Source organism: Saccharothrix lopnurensis (genome assembly GCF_042658445.1).
Classification (GTDB): domain Bacteria; phylum Actinomycetota; class Actinomycetes; order Mycobacteriales; family Pseudonocardiaceae; genus Actinosynnema; species Actinosynnema lopnurensis.
Window position 1 is genome coordinate 15,857 of record NZ_JBHSQO010000056.1, and the last position, 21,206, is coordinate 37,062.

At 77.4% G+C, this 21,206-nt stretch carries 1 protein-coding gene (cut by a window edge); it reads left to right on the top strand.

What is annotated here, in order from left to right:
- Positions 1-22: 22 nt before the first annotated feature.
- Positions 23-21,206 carry the 5' portion of a type I polyketide synthase gene (locus tag ACFP3R_RS33105; RefSeq protein WP_380642089.1) on the top strand. It continues 8,027 nt past the right edge of the window, so only the first 21,184 of its 29,211 coding nucleotides appear in the window; the start codon lies at positions 23-25; its stop codon lies off the right edge, out of view.

Sequence of the window (21,206 nt, forward strand, 5' to 3'; positions counted from 1 at the left end):
GTCCCCGAGGGAGTAGACACCGATGGACAACGAGGAGAAGCTGCGGTACTTCCTCAAGCGGGTGACCGCGGACCTCCGGCAGACCCGGCAGCGGCTGCGGGAGGCCGAGGAGGGGACGCAGGAGCCCATCGCGATCGTCGGCATGTCCTGCCGGCTGCCCGGCGCGGACACGCCCGAGGAGCTGTGGGACCTGCTGGTCGAGGGGCGCGACGCGGTCGGCGGGTTCCCCACCGACCGCGGCTGGGACCTCGACGCGGTCTACGACGCGGACCCGGAGAGCCGCGGCACCTCCTACGTCGACCAGGGCGGCTTCCTGCGCGGCGCGGCCGACTTCGACCCCGGGTTCTTCGGCATCTCGCCGCGCGAGGCCGTGGTGATGGACCCGCAGCAGCGCCTGCTGCTCCAGGTCAGCTGGGAGGCGCTGGAGCGGTCCCGGATCGACCCGACCGGGCTGCGCGGCAGCCGCACCGGCGTGTTCACCGGCGCGAACTACCAGGACTACAGCGAGTTCGTCGCCCGGCTCCCCACGGGCGCGGAGGACTTCCTGGCCACCGGGCTCGCCGCGAGCGTGCTGTCCGGCCGGGTCGCCTACGCGCTCGGGCTGGAGGGCCCGGCGCTCACCGTGGACACGGCGTGCTCGGCGTCGCTGGTGGCGATGCACCTGGCCGCGCACGCGCTGCGGCGCGGCGAGTGCGACCTGGCGCTGGCGGGCGGCGTGACCGTGATGGCCACGCCCGGGTTGTTCATCGGGTTCAGCCGGCAGCGCGGCCTGGCCCCCGACGGCCGCTGCCGGTCGTTCGCCGACGCGGCCGGCGGCACCGGCTGGGGCGAGGGCGCGGCCGTGCTGGTGCTGGAGAAGCTGTCGGACGCGCAGCGCAACGGGCACCCGGTGCTGGCCGTGCTGCGCGGGTCGGCGGTCAACTCCGACGGCGCGTCCAACGGGCTGACCGCGCCCAACGGGCCGTCCCAGGAGCGGGTGATCCGGGCGGCGCTGGCCTCGGCCGGGCTGCGGCCGTCCGACGTGGACGCGGTGGAGGCGCACGGCACGGCGACCGTGCTCGGCGACCCCATCGAGGCCACCGCCCTGCTGGCCACCTACGGGCAGGACCGGGACGAGCCGCTGTGGCTGGGTTCGGTCAAGTCCAACCTCGGGCACACCCAGGCCGCCGCCGGCGTGGCGGGCGTGATGAAGGTGGTCCTGGCCCTGCGCCACGGCCTGCTGCCGCGCACCCTGCACGTCGACAAGCCGACCGGGGCCGTGGACTGGTCCACCGGCCGGGTGCGGCTGCTGACCGAGGCCGTGCCGTGGCCCCGGACCGACCGGCCGCGCCGGGCCGGCGTGTCGTCGTTCGGCATCAGCGGCACCAACGCCCACGTCGTCGTCGAGCAGGCGCCCGACCCCGAGCCCGCCGACGAGGCGGGGCGGTGGCACGCGCCCGTCGTGCCGGTGGTGTTCTCCGCGAGGTCGGCCGAGGGGCTGCGCCTCCAGGCCGGCCGGCTGCTGTCCTTCGTGGACGGCGCCCGGCCGGAACTGCTCGACCTGGCCCGGTCCGCCGCGACCACCCGGGCCGCGCTGCCGCACCGCGCCGCCGTGGTCGCCGGCGACGCGGGCGAACTGCGGGCCGCCCTGGACGCCCTCGCCTCCGGTGCGCCGACCACCGCCCGCACCGCGCAGGTCAAGCCGGGGCACTCGGCGTTCCTGTTCAGCGGTCAGGGCGCGCAGCGCGCGGGTATGGGACGTGGGCTGCGCGCGGCGTTCCCGGCGTTCGCGCGGGCCTGGGACGAGGTGTGCGCGGTCCTGGACCCGCTGCTGCCCGTGCCGCTGGACGAGGTGCCCGCCGACCGCGTGCACGACACCGCGTTCGCCCAGACCGGGCTGTTCGCGTTCGAGGTGGCCCTGTTCCGGCTCCTGGAGTCGTGGGGACTGCGCCCCGACTACCTGATCGGCCACTCGGTCGGCGAGGTCGCCGCCGCGCACGTGGGCGGCGTGCTGTCGCTGGCGGACGCGTGCGCGCTGGTCGCCGCGCGGGGTTCGCTCATGGGCGCGCTGCCGCCCGGCGGGGCGATGATCGCCGTCGAGGCGACCGAGGACGAGGTGTCGCCGCTGCTCACGGCCGGGGTGTCGATCGCCGCCGTGAACGGGCCGCGCTCCGTCGTCGTGTCCGGCGAGGAGGACGGGGTCGAGGCGGTCGCCGCCGCGTTCGCCGACCGCCGCACCACCCGCCTGCGCGTGTCGCACGCGTTCCACTCGCCGCGCGTGGAGCCGGTGTTGGCCGACTTCGAGCGCGTCGTCCGCGGCCTGACCTTCAGCGCGCCCGTCGTGCCGATCGTCTCCACCGTCACCGGCCGCGTCACCGACCTCACCGACCCCGCCTACTGGGTGGGGCAGGTCCGCGCCGCGGTGCGCTTCCACGACGGCGTGCGCTGGCTCGCCGAGCGCGATGTGACCCGGTTCCTGGAAATCGGGCCGGACGCCGTGCTCAGCGCCCTGGTCGACGACGGCGTGCCCGCCGCGCGCCGCGACCGCCCCGAGGCCGCGTCCCTGCTCACCGCCCTGGTCGACCTGCACGGCCGCGGCTGGTCCCCGGACTGGTCGGCGGTGTTCGCGGGCTCCGGCGCGCGGGTGGTGGACCTGCCGACGCAGGCGTTCGAGCTGGAGCGCTACTGGATCGACGTGCCGCTGACCGGCCGCGGTGTCGGCGACCCCGGCCAGCTGGGCCTGTCCGCCGCCGGCCACCCGCTGCTGGGCGCGGCGATCAGCCTCGCCGACGGCGACGGCCTGCTGTTCACCGGCCACCTGTCCACCCGCACCGCGCCGTGGCTGGCCGACCACGTGGTCATGGGCGCGGCGCTGCTGCCCGGCACCGCGTTCCTCGACCTGGCCACCCGCGCGGGCGACGAGGTCGGCTGCGGCGTGGTGGAGGAGCTGACCGTCGAAGCGCCGCTCGTGCTGCCCGCCGCCGAGGGCGTGCGGTTGCAGGTGACCGTGGGCGCGGCCGACGAGGCGGGCCGCCGCGCGGTGTCGGTGCACTCGCGCGCCGAGGGCGATGCCGACCTCGCCTGGACCCGGCACGCCTCCGGGGTGCTGGCCCCCGGCGGCACGGCCGTGCTGGAGTCGCTGACCGCGTGGCCGCCCGCCGGCGCCGAACCGGTCGACCTGGACGGCCACTACGCCGGGCTGGCCGAGGCCGGTTTCGGCTACGGCCCGGTGTTCCGGGGCCTGACCGCGGTGTGGCGGCAGGGCGAGCGCGTCTACGCCGAGGTGCGGCTGCCGGAGGGGCAGGACGCCGCCGCGTTCGGGCTGCACCCGGCGCTGCTGGACGCCGCCCTGCACGCGCTGGGCACCGTGCCGTCGGGGTCGTCGGACGACGTGCGCGGGCGCATCCCGTTCGCCTGGTCCGACGTGGTCCTGCACGCGGTGGGCGCGTCGGCGCTGCGGGTGCGGCTGGACCCCACCGGTCCCGAGTCGGTGTCGCTGGTCGTCGCGGACGGGACGGGCGCGCCGGTCGCCTCGGTCGGCGGCCTGGCCCTGCGGCCCGCGTCGGTCGACGGGGTGCGCGCGGCCGGTCGCGGCCGGCACGAGTCGCTGTACGGCCTGGACTGGATCGCCACCCCTGCCCCGGGAACCGGGTCGAACCCCGGCGCGAACCCCGGCGCGAACCCCGACGTGGTCCGCCTGACCCGGCCGGGGGGAACGGTCCCCGAGGCGACCCGGGCGGCCCTGGCCGAGGTGCTGGGCCACCTGCGGGAGCGCCTGGCGACCACCGACCCCACGCCGCTGGTGTTCGTCACCTCGGGCGCGGTGGCGGTGTCCCCGGACGAGTCGCCCGATCCCGTGTCGGCCGCCGTGGGCGGTCTGGTGCGCGCGGCCCAGGCGGAGCACCCGAACCGCTTCGGCCTGCTCGACCTGGCCGCCGACCTGCCTGCCGACCGGACTGCCGCTGACCAGCCCGTCGCAGACCAGCCCGTCGCAGACCAGCCCGTCGCAGACCAGCCCGTCGCCGAACTGGCCGCCCGGTTCGCCGCGCTCGGCGAGCCTCACGCGGCCGTCCGGGGCGGCGAGTGGTTCGTCCCGCGCCTGACCCGCCTCCCGGTGGCCGACCACGCCGTGGTGCCCGACTTCTCCGCCGGCACCGTCCTGATCACCGGCGGCACGTCCGGTCTCGGCGCGCTGATCGCCCGTCACCTCGTGGTCGAGCACGGTGCCCAGGACCTGCTGCTGGTCAGCCGGCGCGGTGCGGAGGCCCCTGGTGCGGCGGACCTCGCCGAGGAACTGGGCGCGGAGGTCGTGGCGTGCGACGCCGCCGACCCCGTCGCGCTGGCCGCCGCTGTCGGTGACCGCCCCCTGGCCGCCGTCGTGCACGCGGCCGGTGTGCTGGACGACGCGACCGTGGAGTCCCTGACGCCCGAGCGGTTCGAGGCGGTGCTGCGCGCCAAGGTGGACGTGGCCTGGGCGCTGCACGAGCTGGCGCCCACCGCGCCCCTGCTGCTGTTCTCCTCCGTCGCCGGCCTGTTCGGCGCGTCCGGCCAGGGCAACTACGCCGCCGCGAACAGCGCCCTCGACGCCCTCGCCGAGCACCGGCGGGCCCTCGGCGCGCCCGCGCTGTCGCTGGCCTGGGGCACGTGGTCGGAAGCGGGCGGCATGACCGCCGGCCTCACCGCCGCCGACGTGGAGCGCCTCACCCGCACCGGCCTGCCGCCGCTGACCGCGCGCCAGGGCCTCGACCTGTTCGACGGCGCCCTGCACACCGACCGCGCCGTCACCGCCGCCGTCCGGCTCGACCTGGACACGCTCGCGGGCGTCGACCCGGTGCCGCCGGTGCTGCGCAAGCTCGTGCGGCCCAACCGCCGCCAGGCCCGCGCGAACCGCTCCGGCGACTCGGCGCTGGCCCAGCGCCTCGCCGGCCGCGCGCCCGCCGAGCGGAGCCGGGTCATCGCCGACCTGGTGCGCGCGCACGTCGCCGCCGTCCTCGGCTACGCCGCGCCCGGCCGCATCGGCGCGGACCAGGCGTTCACCGACCTCGGGTTCGACTCGCTGACCGCCGTCGAGCTGCGCAACGCCCTCACCGCCGACACCGGCCTGCGGCTGCCCGCCACCCTGGTGTTCGACCACCCCACGGTCGACGCCCTCGCCGCGTTCCTCGCCGTCGAGCTGAGCGGCGAGGACACCCCGGCCGACGTGGGCCCAGGGACCGGCGCGGCCGACGACGACCCGGTGGTCATCGTCGGCATGAGCTGCCGCTACCCGGGCGGCATCACCTCGCCCGACGACCTGTGGGACCTCGTCGCGCGCGACGGCGACGGCATCAGCGGGTTCCCCGACAACCGGAACTGGGACCTCGCGTCGCTCTACGACCCCGACCCCGACCGGCTCGGCACCAGCTACACCCGCGAGGGCGGCTTCCTGCACGAGGCGGGCGCGTTCGACCCCGACTTCTTCGGCATCTCGCCGCGCGAGGCGCTGGCGATGGACCCGCAGCAGCGCCTGCTGCTGGAGGTGTCGTGGGAGGCGGCCGAGCGGGCGGGCATCGACCCGCACTCGCTGCGCGGCACCCAGACCGGCGTGTTCGCGGGCCTGATGTACTACGACTACGCGGCCGGGAACGTCGAGTTCCCGCCGGACGTCGAGGGCTACCTGGGCACCGGCACCGCGGGCAGCGTCCTGTCCGGGCGGGTCGCCTACACGATGGGCCTGGTCGGTCCGGCGGTCACGGTGGACACGGCGTGCTCGTCGTCGCTGGTGGCCCTGCACCTGGCGGCCCGCGCCCTGCGGGCGGGGGAGTGCTCGCTCGCGCTGGCCGGTGGCGTGACCGTGATGTCGACCCCCGGCCCGTTCGTCGAGTTCTCGCGGCAGCGCGGGCTCGCCGCCGACGGCCGCTGCAAGTCGTTCTCCGACAGCGCGGACGGCGTGGGCTGGGGCGAGGGCGTCGGCGTGCTGGTGCTGGAGCGCCTGTCGGACGCGCGCCGCAACGGTCACACCGTGCTCGCCGTGGTCAAGGGCTCCGCGGTCAACCAGGACGGTGCCTCCAACGGGCTCACCGCACCCAACGGCCCCTCGCAGCAGCGGGTCATCCGCGCGGCCCTGGCCGACGCCGGGCTGCGTCCGTCCGAAGTGGACGCGGTCGAGGCGCACGGCACCGGCACCACGCTGGGTGACCCCATCGAGGCGCAGGCGCTGCTGGCCACCTACGGCCAGGACCGGGAGCGGCCCCTGCTGCTCGGTTCGATCAAGTCGAACATCGGCCACACCCAGGCCGCCGCCGGCGTCGCCGGGATCATCAAGGTCGTTCAGGCCATGCGCCACGGCGTGCTGCCGCGCACCCTGCACGTGACCGAACCGTCCACGCACGTGGACTGGACCGCGGGCGACGTCGCCCTGCTCACCGAGCCGACCCCGTGGCCGGAGACCGGCCGCCCGCACCGGGCGGGCGTGTCGTCGTTCGGCATCAGCGGCACCAACGCCCACGTCGTGATCGAGCAGGTCCCGACCGTCGAGCCCGCGCCGGTCGCGCCTCGCCCGGGGCTCGTGCCGCTCACCCTGTCCGCGCGCACGCCCGCCGCGCTGCGCGCCCAGGCCGCGAACCTGCTGCCGGTGCGGGAGCACCCGGCCGACCTCGCGTTCGCCCTGGCCTCGACGCGGGCGTTGTTCGAGCACCGCGCCGTGGTGCTGGCGTCCGACGCCGACCAGGCCCGGGGCGCCCTGCTCGCCCTGGCCGACGGCGACCCCCACCCGGACGTGGTCACCGGCACCGCCTCCGGCCACGGCGCGACCGGGTTCCTGTTCTCGGGTCAGGGTGCGCAGCGGCCGGGTATGGGTTTGGGGTTGGCGGTTCGGTTCCCGGTGTTCGGGGAGGCTGTGGACGAGGTCGCGGCGATTGTGGACCCGTTGTGGGGTCGGTCGTTGCGTGAGGTGTTGGCGGCGGGTGGGTCGGATACGGCGTTGGTGCAGCCGGCGTTGTTCGCGGTCGAGGTGGCGTTGTTCCGGTTGTTGGGGTCGTGGGGTGTGCGGCCGGACTTCCTGGTGGGTCATTCGGTGGGTGAGTTCGCGGCCGCGCACGTGTCGGGTGTGCTTTCCCTGGCGGACGCCTGCCGCCTGGTGGTGGCCCGGGGCCGCCTGATGGCCGAGCTGCCGTCCGGTGGGGCGATGGTGGCGGTGCGGGCGTCCGAGGCCGAGGTCTCGGAGTTCCTGGGTGACGCGGTCGCCCTGGCGGCGGTGAACGGCCCGCGCGCGGTGGTGCTGTCCGGCGAGGAGGAGGCGGTCCTGGCCGCCGCCGCCGGGTTGGCGGGGCGCGGGCACCGGACGCGCGGGCTGTCCGTGTCGCACGCCTTCCACTCGCCGTTGATGCGGCCGGTGCTGGAGGAGTTCCGGCGCGCCTTCGACGGGGTGTCGTTCGGTGAGCCGTCGATCCCGGTCGTCTCGACGGTGACCGGCGCGGTGGCCGACCTGGCGAACGCCGACTACTGGGTGGACCAGGTCGTCGCCCCGGTCCGCTTCGCCGACGCGGTGGGCCGGCTGGCCGACGAGGGCGTGACCGCGTTCGTGGAGATCGGCCCGGACGGCTCGCTGTCGGGCCTCGCCGAGACGGGCGCGGGGAACGGGTTCGTGGTCCCCGTGCTGCGCCGCGACCAGGACGAGGAACGCTCGGCGGTCACCGCGCTGGCCCTCCTGCACACCCGCGGCGTGCCGGTCGACCGCACCGCGCTCCACCCCGCCGGCGGCCGACGGGTCGACCTGCCGACGTACCCGTTCCAGCACGCCTGGTTCTGGCCCGGTCCGGCCCGCCGCACCGGCTCGCCCGCCGCGATCGGCCTGGCCGACGCCGGCCACCCGCTGCTCGACGGCGCCACCGACCTGCCCGACACCGACGGGCACCTGTTCACCACCAGGCTGTCCCGGCAGACCCACGCGTGGCTGACCGAGCACGTCGTGGCCGGTGTCGTGCCCGTGCCCGGCACCGCGCTGCTGGACCTCGCCCTGCACGCCGGGGCGCGCGCGGGCTGCCCCACCGTGGCCGAACTGACCCTCGAAGCGCCGCTCGTGCTGCCCGAGCGGGACGGCGTGCAGGTGCACGTCGTGGTCGGCGCGCCTGGTGCCGGCGGCGCCAGGCCGATCGGCGTGTACGGGCGCGTCGAGTCGGGCGACCAGCCGTGGGTCCGGCACGCGACCGGCCTGCTCGACGCCCGCCGCGCCACGCCGGTCGGCGAGTGGCCGACCGGTGGCGAGGACGTCCCCGTCGACGGCGTCTACGAGCGGTTCGCCGCCGACGGCTTCGAGTACGGGCCGCTGTTCCAGGGGCTGCGCGCGGTGCGGCGGCACGGTGACGAGGTGGTCGCCGAGGTCGGGTTCACCGGAGACCCGACCGGTTTCGGCGTGCACCCCGCCCTGCTCGACGCCTGCCTGCACGCCGCCGGTCTCGTCGGCCCCGCCGTCGCGGGCCTGCCGTTCTCCTGGGCCGGTGTCACCCTGCACGCGACCGGCGCGACCGCGCTGCGCGCCCGCATCACCCCCGCCGGCCCGGCGGCGGTGGCGCTGTCCGTCGTGGACGCCGACGGTCGCCCGGTGCTGGACGTCGACCGGCTCGTGCTGCGCCCCGTCCCGACCGACCTCGGCGCGACCCGCGCCCCGCTCTACGCGGTGGACTGGACCGAGGTCCCCGCCGACGCCGACGACGCCGCGACCGTGCTGCGCGTGGCCTCCGAACCGGGCGAGGACCCGGTGACCGCCACGCACCGGCTCACCGCCGAGGTGCTGGCCGCCCTGCGCGACCTGCCCGCCGACGGACCCCGGCTCGCGGTCGTCACGCGCGGCGCGGTGTCCACCGGCCCGGACGACCCGGTGACCGACCTGGCCGCCGCCGCCGTGTGGGGCCTGGTGCGCGCCGCGCAGTCCGAGCAGCCCGACCGCTTCCTGCTGGTCGACGCCGATCCCGACGCCAACGCCGATCCCGACGCCAACGCCAACGCCGGCGCCGGCACTGGCGCAGGCACCGGCCCCGACGCGCACGAGACCCGGCCGCACGGCGCGGAACCGCAGGTCGCCGTGCGCGCCGGTCGCGTCCTCGCGCCGCGCCTGGCGCGGGTGCCCGCCACCGGGGCGGCCGGGTGGACCGGGCGCGTGCTGATCACCGGCGGCACGGGCGGGCTGGGCGGTGTCGTCGCCCGGCACCTCGTCGCCGCGCACGGCGTGCGCGACCTCGTGCTGGTCGGCAGGCGCGGCCCGGCCGCGCCGGGCGTCGCCGAGCTGGTGGCCGACCTGGGCGGGGCGAGCGCGGCCGTGGTGGCGTGCGACGTCACCGACCGCGCCGACCTGGCCCGCGTGCTGGCCGAGCACCGGCCGGACGTGGTCGTGCACGCCGCCGGCGTGCTCGCGGACGGTGTGCTCGCCTCGCTCACGCCCGACGACCTCGCGGCCGTGCTGCGGCCGAAGGTGGACGCGGCGTGGCACCTGCACGAGCTGCTGCCCGACACGCCCCTGGTGCTGTTCTCCTCGGCCGGTGGTGTGTTCGGCGCGGCCGGGCAGGCCAACTACGCGGCGGCCAACGCGTTCCTCGACGCCCTGCCGTCGGTCCACCCCGGCGCGGTGTCGCTGGCCTGGGGCGCGTGGGCGCTGCCGGACGGCATGGCGGGCGCGCTGGACGAGGCCGACCTGACCCGGATGGCCCGTGCCGGGCTGCCCGCGCTGACCCCCGAGGAGGGGCTGTCGCTGCTGGACGCCGCGGTCGCCTCCGGTCGCGGTGCGGTCGTCCCGGTGCGGCTGGACCCGGTCGCGGTGCGCGCGTCGGGCGTGGTGCCACCGCTGCTGCGCGGCCTGGTGCGCACCGGCCGGGCCGGCGCCGCTCCGGGGCGGGTGGACCTCGTCCGCCGCCTCGCCGGCCTGGCGCCCGCCGAGCGGGTGGAGGTCGTCAGCGACCTCGTGCGCGCCCAGGCCGCGCTCGTCCTCGGCCACGCGGGCGCGGAGCTGATCGACCCCACCCGCGCGTTCAGCGACCTGGGCTTCGACTCGCTCACCGCGCTCGACCTGCGCAACCGCCTCGGCGCGGTCACCGGCCTGCGCCTGGTGGGCACGCTCGTGTTCGACTACCCGACCGCGGGCGCGCTGGCCGGGCACCTGCTGGACGAACTGCTCGGCGCGGACGTCCCGGTGGACCTGGTCCCGACCACGCGCGCGGCCGACGACGACCCGGTGGTGATCGTCGGCATGGCGTGCCGCTACCCCGGCGGCGTGCGGTCGCCGGAGGAGCTGTGGCGGCTCGTGGCCGACGGCGTGGACGCGGTGAGCGGGTTCCCCGCCGACCGCGGCTGGGACCTCGACGCCCTGGCCGGCGACGGCGCGGGCACCTCGGCCACCCGGCACGGCGGGTTCCTGCACGACGCCGCCGAGTTCGACCCGGCGTTCTTCGGCATGTCCCCGCGCGAGGCGCTGGCCACCGACGCGCAGCAGCGGTTGCTGCTGGAGGTGTCGTGGGAGGCCGTGGAGCGGGCGGGCGTCGACCCGCGATCGTTGCGCGGCAGCCGGACCGGTGTGTTCGCGGGCGTGATGTACAACGACTACCTGGCCGCGCTGAGCGGCGCCGACGGCGACTTCGAGGGCATGGCGGGCAACGGCAGCTCCGGCAGCGTCGCCACCGGTCGCGTCGCCTACACGATGGGGCTGGAGGGCCCGGCGGTCACGGTGGACACGGCGTGCTCGTCGTCGTTGGTGGCGCTGCACCTGGCGGCGCGGGCGCTGCGCGACGGCGAGTGCGACCTGGCGCTGGCCGGCGGGGTGACGGTGATGTCGACCCCCGGCACGTTCGTGGAGTTCTCCCGCCAGCAGGGCCTCGCCCCGGACGGCCGCTGCAAGTCGTTCTCCGACGGCGCGGACGGCGTGGGCTGGGGCGAGGGCGCCGGCCTCGTGCTGCTGGAGCGCCTGTCGGACGCGCGGCGCAACGGGCACACCGTGCTGGCGGTGGTGAAGGGCTCCGCGGTCAACCAGGACGGTGCGTCGAACGGGCTCACCGCGCCGAACGGCCCCTCGCAGCAGCGGGTGATCCGGGCGGCGTTGGCGGATGCCGGGCTCGCACCGTCCGAAGTGGACGTGGTGGAGGCGCACGGTACCGGCACCACGCTGGGCGACCCGATCGAGGCGCAGGCGCTCATCGCGACCTACGGCCAGGAGCGGGAGCACCCGCTGCTGCTGGGCTCGATCAAGTCGAACATCGGCCACGCGCAGGCCGCCGCCGGTGTCGCCGGGATCATCAAGGTGGTCGAGTCGATGCGGCACGGGATCGTGCCGCGCACCCTGCACCTGGACGCGCCGTCCTCGCACGTCGACTGGTCGGCCGGAGCCGTGGCACCGGTCGCCGAGGCCGTGGGGTGGCCGGAGACCGGCGGACCCCGCCGGGCGGGCGTGTCGTCGTTCGGCATCAGCGGCACCAACGCGCACGTCGTGCTGGAGCAGGCGGAACCGCCGGCCCCGGAGCCCGTCCGGGAGGGCGAGCGGGTGGCGCTGTGGACGCTGTCGGCGGTGACGCCGGAGGCGGTGCGCGAGCAGGCGGGCCGGTTGGCCGACCACCTGGCCGCCCGACCGGGGGCGGACCCGGTCGACGTGGGGTGGTCGCTGGCCACCACGCGCAGCCGGTTCGAGCACCGCGCGGCCGTGTGGGGGCCGGAGGGGCTGGCCGCGCTGGTGGCCGGCGACGTGCCGGTCACGTCGGTGCGCGGGACGCCGAAGGTCGCCTTCCTCTTTTCGGGTCAGGGTGCGCAGCGGCCGGGTATGGGTTTGGGGTTGGTGGCTCGGTTCCCGGTGTTCGGGGAGGCTGTGGACGAGGTCGCGGCGATTGTGGACCCGTTGTGGGGTCGGTCGTTGCGTGAGGTGTTGGCGGCGGGTGGGTCGGATACGGCGTTGGTGCAGCCGGCGTTGTTCGCGGTCGAGGTGGCGTTGTTCCGGTTGTTGGGGTCGTGGGGTGTGCGGCCGGACTTCCTGGTGGGTCATTCGGTGGGTGAGTTCGCGGCCGCGCACGTGTCGGGTGTGCTTTCCCTGGCGGACGCCTGCCGCCTGGTGGTGGCTCGCGGCCGGCTCATGGCCGAGTTGCCCGAGGGTGGCGCGATGGTGGCCGTCGAGGCGTCCGAGGACGAGGTCACCCCGTACCTGGATGACGCCGTCGCGTTGGCGGCGGTGAACAGCCCGCGCGCGGTGGTGCTGTCCGGTGAGGAGGAGGCGGTCCTGGCCGCCGCCGCCGGGTTGGCCGAGGGCGGCCACCGGGTGCGCAGGCTCGCCGTGTCGCACGCCTTCCACTCGCCCCTCGTGGCCCCCGTGCGGGACGGGTTCCGGCGCGTGCTCGACGGGGTGTCGTTCGGCGCGCCGACGATCCCGGTCGTCTCGACGGTGACCGGCGCGGTGGCGGACCTGGGCAACCCGGACTACTGGGTGGACCAGGTCACCGAGCCGGTGCGCTTCGCCGACGCGGTGCGGGCGGTCGTCGAGGCCGGCGGCACCACCCTGGTCGAACTCGGCCCGGACACCGCGCTGGTCAGCGCGGCCCTGGTCACCGCCGCCGCGACTGCGACCGGCGCGACCACCACCGCCGCGACCACCGGCGTCGAGGGCGTGGCGCTGCTGCGCCGCGACCGGGACGAGGTGGGCACCACCCGGGCCGCGTTGGCGCGGCTCGTGGCGCGCGGCGTCGAACCCGACTGGCGGGCCCTGCTGCCCGACGGCCGCCCGGTCCCGCTGCCGACGTACGCCTTCGCCCGGCAGCGCTTCTGGCCGCGCCGGGGCGGCGGGGCGGTCCGGGACGTGTCGGCCGCCGGCCTGCGCGCCGCCGGTCACCCGCTGCTCGGCGCGGTGCTCGACCTGCCCGACGGCGGTGGCGCGGTGCTCACCGGGCGGTTCTCGCTGCGCTCGCAGCCGTGGCTGGCCGACCACGCGGTGGGCGGCGCGGTGCTGCTGCCCGGCGCGGTGTTCGTGGACCTCGCGCTGCGGGCGGGCGAGGAGGTCGGCCGCGACCGGATCGCCGAACTCGTCGTCGAGGCCCCGCTGGTGCTGCCCGAGGACAACGCCGTGCAGCTGCGCGTCGTGGTGGACGCCGACCACGCCGTCACCGTCCACGCCCGACCGGAGGGTGACGGGGCCTGGACCCGGCACGCGTCCGGCCGGCTGGCCGAGGCGGCGGAACCCACCGCCTGGACCGAACCGGCCGGCGAGCCGCTGCCCGTCGACGACCTGTACGACCGCCTGGCGTCCGGCGGCTTCTCGTACGGTCCCGCGTTCCGCGCGCTGACCGCCGCCCGGCGCACCGGCCCCGGCGTCGCCGTCGAACTCGACCTGACCGCCACCGACGCGCCGGACGCCGGGTTCCGCGTCCACCCGTCGCTGCTGGACGCCGCCCTGCACGCGGTGCCGCTGCTCGGCCTGCCCGGTCTCGCCGGCCTGCCGTTCAGCTGGACCGACGTGACCGCGCACGCCCCGGGAGCCGTCGCCACCCGCGCGCTGGTCGAGCCGGTCGGACCGGACTCGGTGTCGGTGCGGCTGGCCGACGCCGACGGCGAACCGGTGCTGACGGTCGCCGGTGTGGTGCTGCGCGCCGCCGGCGCGCAGGCCGCCGGGGACCTGCTGGAGACCCGCTGGCGACCGGTGCGCGCGGTGCCGCCGGTCGGTGGGCACGCCGTCCTCGGCGACGCCGCCGCCCCCGGCGCGCGGGGGACCCGGTACGCGGACGCCGACGAGCTGTGGGCGGCGCTGGCGGCCGGCGAGGAGGTACCCGGGACCGTCTTCCACCCGCTGCCGGCGGTCGACGGGACCGTGCCGCACGCGGTGCGCGTGCTCGTCGCCGACGTGCTCGCCCTGGTCCAGGACTGGCAGGCGGAACCGGCGGTGGCGCACTCCCGCCTGGTCGTGGTGACCCGTGCGGGCGACCTGGCCCACGCCGCCGTGCGCGGCCTGGTGCGCACCGCCTGCTCCGAGGCCCCCGGCCGGTTCGCGCTCGTCGACAGCGACGGCTCGGCCGACCTCCCGTCCCTGCCCGACGAACCCGAGGCCGCCGTCCGCGACGGCCGGGTCCTCGTGCCCCGCCTGGCCCGCGCCGCGGCCGGCGCGACGGCCACCGACCTCGGCCACACCGTCCTCGTCACCGGGGCGTCCGGCGCGCTGGGCGTCGTCGTCGCCCGGCACCTGGTGGCCGCCCACGGCGTCCGCCGCCTGGTCCTGGCCTCCCGCAGCGGCCGGTCGGTCGAGGTCGAGGGCGCGGAGGTGGTGCCCGTCGCGTGCGACGTCGCCGACCGCGACGCCCTGGCCGCGCTGCTCGCCGCGCACCCGGTCACCGCCGTGGTCCACGCGGCCGGCGTGCTGGACGACGGCGTGCTGGACGCGCTCACGCCCGAGCGGTTCGACGCGGTCCTGCGCCCCAAGGTCGACGCGGCGCACCACCTGCACGAGCTGACCGACGTCCCGCTGGTGCTGTTCTCCTCGGCCGCGGGTGTGCTGGGCGCGGCCGGGCAGGGCAACTACGCCGCCGCCAACGCCTTCCTCGACGCGCTCGCCGAGCACCGCCGCGCCGGCGGCAGGCCCGCCGTGTCCCTCGCCTGGGGCGCGTGGACGGGCGGCATGGCGGGCGAGCTGGACGAGGCCGCCCGCGCCCGGATGGCCCGCGCCGGCCTGCCGCCGCTCACCGCCGAGCAGGGGCTCCGGCTGTTCGACACCGCGCTCACCGCCGACGCCGCCGCCCTGCTGCCGCTGCGGCTGGACACCGCCGCGCTGCGCGCCTCGGACGACGTGCCGCCGCTGCTGCGCGACCTCGTGCCCGCCCGCCGCGCCGCGACCCGCCGCGCGAACCCCACCACGCGCCTGGGCCGCGACCTGGCCGGGCGCCCGCCCGCCGAGCAGGAACGCGTCCTGCTGGCCGCGGTGTCGTCGGCCGCCGCGCAGGTGCTCGGGCACGCCGACGCCGCCGCCGTGCCCGCCGACCGCACGTTCCAGGAACTCGGGGTCGACTCCCTCACCGCGATCGACCTGCGCAACCGGCTGGACGCGGCCACCGGCCTGACCCTGCCGCCGACCCTGGTGTTCGACCACCCGACGCCGCTCGCGCTGGCCGCGCACCTGCGGACCGAGTTGGTCGCCGCGCCCGCGCCGGTCCGGGGGACCTCGCGCGCCGTCGCGGTGTCGGACGACCCCGTCGTGATCGTCGGCATGGGCTGCCGCTACCCGGGCGGCGTCACCTCGCCCGAGGAGCTGTGGGACCTGGTGGCCCGCGGCGGCGACGGCATCGGCGACTTCCCGGCCGACCGCGGCTGGGACGTCGACGCCCTGCACGACCCGGACCGCGTCCGCCCCGGCACCTCGGTCACCCGCGAGGGCGGCTTCCTGACCGGCGCGGCCGAGTTCGACCCGGCGTTCTTCGGCATGTCCCCGCGCGAGGCCCTCGGCACGGACCCGCAGCAGCGCCTGCTGCTGGAGGTGTCGTGGGAGGCCGTCGAGCGGGCGGGCATCGACCCGGTCTCGCTGCGCGGCAGCCGCACCGGCGTGTTCGCGGGCGTGATGTACAACGACTACGGCCTGCTCGCCCAGGCCGCCGCCGTCGACTCCGACACCCAGGGCAACGGCAGCTCCGGCAGCGTCGCCACCGGCCGAGTCGCCTACGCGATGGGGCTGGAGGGCCCGGCGGTCACGGTGGACACGGCGTGCTCGTCGTCCCTGGTGGCGCTGCACTGGGCGGCGCAGGCGCTGCGCTCGGGTGAGTGCGACCTGGCGCTGGCGGGCGGCGTCACGGTGATGGCCACGCCCACCCCGTTCGTCGAGTTCTCCCGCCAGGGCGGGCTCGCGCCGGACGGCCGCTGCAAGGCGTTCTCCGACGCCGCCGACGGCACCGGCTGGTCCGAGGGCGCGGGTGTGCTGCTGCTCGAACGCCTGTCCGACGCCCGCCGCAACGGCCACGAGGTGCTGGCCGTGCTCAGGGGCAGCGCGGTCAACTCCGACGGCGCGTCCAACGGCCTCACCGCGCCCAACGGGCCGTCGCAGCAGCGCGTGATCCGGCAGGCGCTGGACGCCGCCGGCCTCGCACCGTCCGAAGTGGACCTCGTCGAGGCGCACGGCACCGGCACCGTCCTGGGCGACCCGATCGAGGCGCAGGCGCTGCTGGCGACCTACGGCCAGGACCGCGCCGAGCCGCTGCTGCTGGGCTCGATCAAGTCGAACATCGGCCACACCCAGGCCGCCGCCGGCGTCGCCGGGATCATCAAGGTCGTGCAGGCCATGCGGCACGGCGCCGTCCCGCGCACCCTGCACGTGACCGAGCCGTCATCGCACGTGGACTGGTCGGCCGGCGCGGTGGACCTGGTCGTGGCCGACCGGGCGTGGCCCGCCGTCGACCGGCCGCGCCGGGCCGCCGTGTCGTCGTTCGGCATCAGCGGCACCAACGCGCACGTGATCGTCGAGCAGCCCGCGCCGACCCCGGCGCGGACGCCCGGGACCGCCGCCGAGGGGCCGTTCGCGCTCGCCGTGTCCGCCCGGGACCGCGACGGCGCACGGGCCCAGGCCGCCCGCCTCGCCGACCACCTGCGCGCCACCGCCGACGACCTCGCCGACACCGCCTTCTCGCTGGCCACCACGCGCGCCGCGCTGGAGCACCGGGTGGTCGTGGTCGCCGCCGACCGGGCCGAGGCCGCCGACCGGCTGGCCGCGTTCGCCGCCGACGGGGACGCACCGGGCGTGGTCGAGGGCGAACCCCGCCGCGGCGGGCTCGCGTTCGTGTTCGCCGGGCAGGGCTCGCAGCGCGCCCGGATGGGCCTCGGGCTGGACCGCCACCCGGTGTTCGCCGCCGCGCTGGACGAGGTGGCCGCCGTGCTCGACGCGGAGTCCGGCTGGTCGCTGCGCGACGCCCTGGCGACCGCGGACCTGGACCGGACCGGGTTCGCGCAGCCCGCGCTGTTCGCCGTCGAGGTCGCGCTGTTCCGGCTGCTCGACTCCCTGGGCGTGCGGCCGGACGTGCTGGTCGGTCACTCGGTCGGGGAGATCGCGGCGGCGCACGTGGCGGGGGTGTTCTCGTTGGCGGACGCGTGCCGCCTGGTGGTGGCGCGGGCGAACCTGATGCAGGCGCTGCCCGGGGGCGGGGTGATGGTCGCCGTGCGGGCGACCGAGGCCGAGGTCCGGCCGCTGCTGGTCGACGGGGTGTCGATCGCCGCGGTGAACGGTCCCGCGGCGCTGGTGGTGGCCGGGCCGGAGGACGCCGTGCTCGCCGTCGCCGCGGAGTTCGGCGACCGGGCCAAGCGGTTGCGGGTGAGCCATGCCTTCCACTCGGCGTTGATGGACCCGGTGCTGGAGGACTTCCGGCGTGTCCTGGACGGGATCGGGTTCGCCGAGCCGAGCCTCGCGTACGAGCCCACGGCGGTGGGTGCCTGGAACTCGCCGGACTACTGGGTCGGCCAGGTCCGCGACACCGTCCGGTTCGCCGACGCGGTGACCGCCCTGGTGGGGCGCGGCGTCTCGACCGTGCTGGAGGTCGGGCCCGGCGCGGCGCTGTCCGCCGCCGTGCGCGACACCGCCGACGTCGTGGCCGTCCCGCTGCTGCGCGGGGACGACGAGCCGACCGCGCTGGTCGCCGCCCTGGGCCGGCTGCACACCGCCGGCGCGCCCGTCGACCTGGCCGCGCTGACCCCGGGCGCCCGCCGGGTCGCCCTGCCCACCACCGCGTTCCGCCGCCGCCGGTTCTGGCCCGTCGTCACCGGCGCGGGCCTCGACCTGGCCGCGGCCGGCGTCGAACCCGCCGGCCACGCGCTGCTCGCCGCCGCCGTGGCCCTGGCCGGCTCCGACAGCCACGTGTTCACCGCCCGCCTGTCGCTGTCCTCGCACCCGTGGCTCGCGGAGCACCGGATGGGCGGCCTGGCCGTGCTGCCCGGCTCGGTGTTCGTGGAACTCGCCGTCCGCGCCGGCGACGAGGTGGGCTTCGGCGGCATCCGGGAGCTGATGCTCGTCGCGCCGCTCGTCGTGCCCGAGTCCGGCGGCGTCACCGTGCAGGTGCGCGTCGACGACCAGGGCGTGCCCGGCACGCGCGCGGTCACCGTGCACTCCCGGCGGGAGGACGGGACCGACTGGTCCCCGCACGCCGCCGGTGTGCTCACCGCCCTGGCCGAGCCGGCGCCCGACCAGGTCTTCGAGTGGCCGCCGGCCGGCGCGGAGGAGCTGTCCGTCGAGGACTTCCACGCCGACGCCACGCGCGGCGCGGGCGGGCACTACGGCCCGCTGTTCCGCGGCCTGCGGTCGCTGCTGCGGCGCGACGGCGAGGTGTTCGCCGAGGTCGTGCTGCCCGGCGACGCGCGCACCGCGGACGGCTTCGGCCTGCACCCCGCGCTGCTCGACGCCGTGGTGCAGGCGCTCAGCGCCACCTCCATGGGCGGTGACGAGGGCCGGCTGCCCTACGCGTGGGCCGACCTGCGCCTGCACGCGACGGGCGCCACCTCGGTGCGCGCCCGGATCACGCCGACCGGCCCGGACAGCGTCACCATCACCGCCGTCGACCCGACCGGCGCGCCCGTGCTCACGGTGGGCCGGCTGACCGTGCGCGGCCTCGCCGACGTGGTCGCGCCGGACGACCCCGGGCTGACGCGCGTCGAGTGGCACGAGGTCGAGCCGGCCACCGGCCCCGTCTCCGCCGTCGTCGTCGGCGACGCGGTCCACGTGCCCGGCGCGACGCGCCACCCCGACCTGGCCGCGGTGCTGGCCGCCGGCGCGCCCGACGTCACCGTGCTGCCGGTCGTCCCGGTGGGGGAGGACCCCGCGTCCGCCGCCCGGCACGCCGCCGCGACCGCGCTCGCCGACGTGCGCGCCTGGCTCGCCGAGGCGCCGCGCGGCGCACGGCTCGCCCTGGTCACCCGGGACCCCGGACCGGCCGGGGCCGCCGCGTGGGGCCTGGTGCGGTCCGCGCAGACCGAGTCGCCCGACCGGCTCGCGCTGGTCGACCTCGACGGGCCCGCCGACCTGCTGCCCGCCGCCGTCGCCACCGGCGAACCGCAGCTCGCGCTGCGCGGCGGCGTCCCGACCGCAGCCCGCCTGGTCCGCGCCGGCACGCGGGGCGACGCCCTGGACCTGGGCGACACCGTCCTGGTCACCGGCGGCACGGGTGGGCTCGGCCTGGTCCTGGCCCACCACCTCGTGACCGCGCACGGGGTCCGCGACCTGGTCCTCACCGGGCGCCGGGGCGCGGACGCGCCGGGCGTCGCCGAGGCCGTGGCCGGGCTGACCGCCGCGGGCGCGCGGGTCGTCGTCGCCGCGTGCGACGTGGCCGACCGCGACCGGCTCGCCGCCGTGCTGGCGGACGTGCCCGGTCTCACGGGCGTGGTGCACGCGGCCGGCGTCCTCGACGACGGCGTGATCGCCGCGCAGACCCCGGAGCGGCTGGCCACCGCGATGCGGCCCAAGGCCGACGGCGCGTGGCACCTGCACGAGCTGCTGCCCGACACCCCGCTGGTGCTGTTCTCCTCGCTCGCCGGGGTGCTCGGCGCGGCCGGGCAGGCCAACTACGCCGCCGGCAACGCCTTCGTGGACGCCCTCGCCGCGCACCGCCGCGCCGAGGGCAAGCCCGCCGTGTCGATCGCCTGGGGCGCGTGGGCGCTGCCCGGCGGCATGGCGGGCGGCATGTCGGCCGGCGACCGGCAGCGGCTGGCGCGCGCCGGGATGCCGCCGACGACCCGGGAGCGCGGCCTGGCCTGGTTCGACGCGGCGCTGGCCGCCGGCGACCCCGCCGTGGTGGCGCAGGAGTTCGCGGTGCGCGCGTTGCGCACCCTGCCCGAGGTGCCGCCGCTGCTGCGCGCCCTGGCCCCGGCGGTGACCCGCCGCGCGGCCGCGGCGCACGCCGACCGCGCCGGGTTCGCCGGCCTGTCCGGGCCGGACCTGGTCGCCGCGCTGCTGGAGGCGGTGCGCGGGCACGTGGCCGCGGTCCTGGGGCACCCCGGCACGGTGGTCGGCCCGCACCGCGCGTTCCGCGACCTCGGGTTCGACTCGCTGACCGGCGTGGAGCTGCGCAACCGGCTCGACGCGGCCACCGGGCTGGCCCTGTCGTCGACGCTGGTGTTCGACCACCCGACGCCCCGGGAGCTGGCCGGGCACCTGGCGGCCGAGCTCGGCGGCGGTCTTCCCGTCCCGCTCGACGCGCCGCCGAAGACCACCGGGCGGACCGACGACCCCGCCACGACCGATCCCGTCGTGATCGTCGGCATGGGCTGCCGCTACCCCGGCGGCGTGCGCTCGCCCGAGGACCTGTGGCGGCTCGTCTCCGACGGCGTGGACGCGGTCACCGACTTCCCGACCGACCGCGGCTGGGACGTGCCCGAGCTGCGCGACCCGGACGAGCCGGAGTTCGTGCGCGCCGGCGGGTTCCTGCTCGACGCGGCCGACTTCGACGCGGGCTTCTTCGGCATCGCCCCGCGCGAGGCGCTGGCCATGGACCCGCAGCAGCGCCTGCTGCTGGAGACCGCGTGGGAGTCGCTGGAGACCGCCGGGATCGACCCGGTGGGCCTGCGCGGCGGCGACGTCGGCGTGTTCGTCGGCGCGGGCGGCCAGGACTACGCGGGCGTGCTGCTGCACTCGGGCATCGACGTGGCCGCGCACCTCAACACCGGCACCGCGGGCAGCGTGCTGTCCGGTCGGCTGTCCTACGCGCTGGGCCTGGTCGGCCCGGCGGTCACGGTGGACACGGCGTGTTCGTCGTCGTTGGTGGCGTTGCACCTGGCGGCGCAGTCGTTGCGGTCGGGGGAGTGCTCGCTGGCGCTGGCGGGCGGTGTCACGGTGATGTCGACGCCGCTGGAGTTCGTCACGTTCTCCCGGCAGGGCGGCCTGGCCCCGGACGGGCGCTGCAAGGCGTTCTCGGCCGACGCCGACGGCACCGCGTGGGCCGAGGGCGTGGGCGTGCTGGTGCTGGAGCGCCTGTCCGACGCGCGCCGCAACGGGCACGAGGTGCTGGCCGTGGTGCGCGGTTCCGCGGTGAACCAGGACGGCGCGTCGAACGGCCTGACCGCGCCCAACGGACCGTCGCAGCAGCGGGTCATCCGCGCCGCGCTGGCCAACGCGGGCCTCGCACCGTCCGAGGTGGACCTGGTGGAGGCGCACGGCACCGGCACCCCGCTCGGCGACCCGATCGAGGCCCAGGCGCTGCTGGCCACCTACGGCCGGGACCGCGAGCGCCCGCTGCTGCTGGGCTCGATCAAGTCCAACATCGGCCACGCGCAGGCCGCCG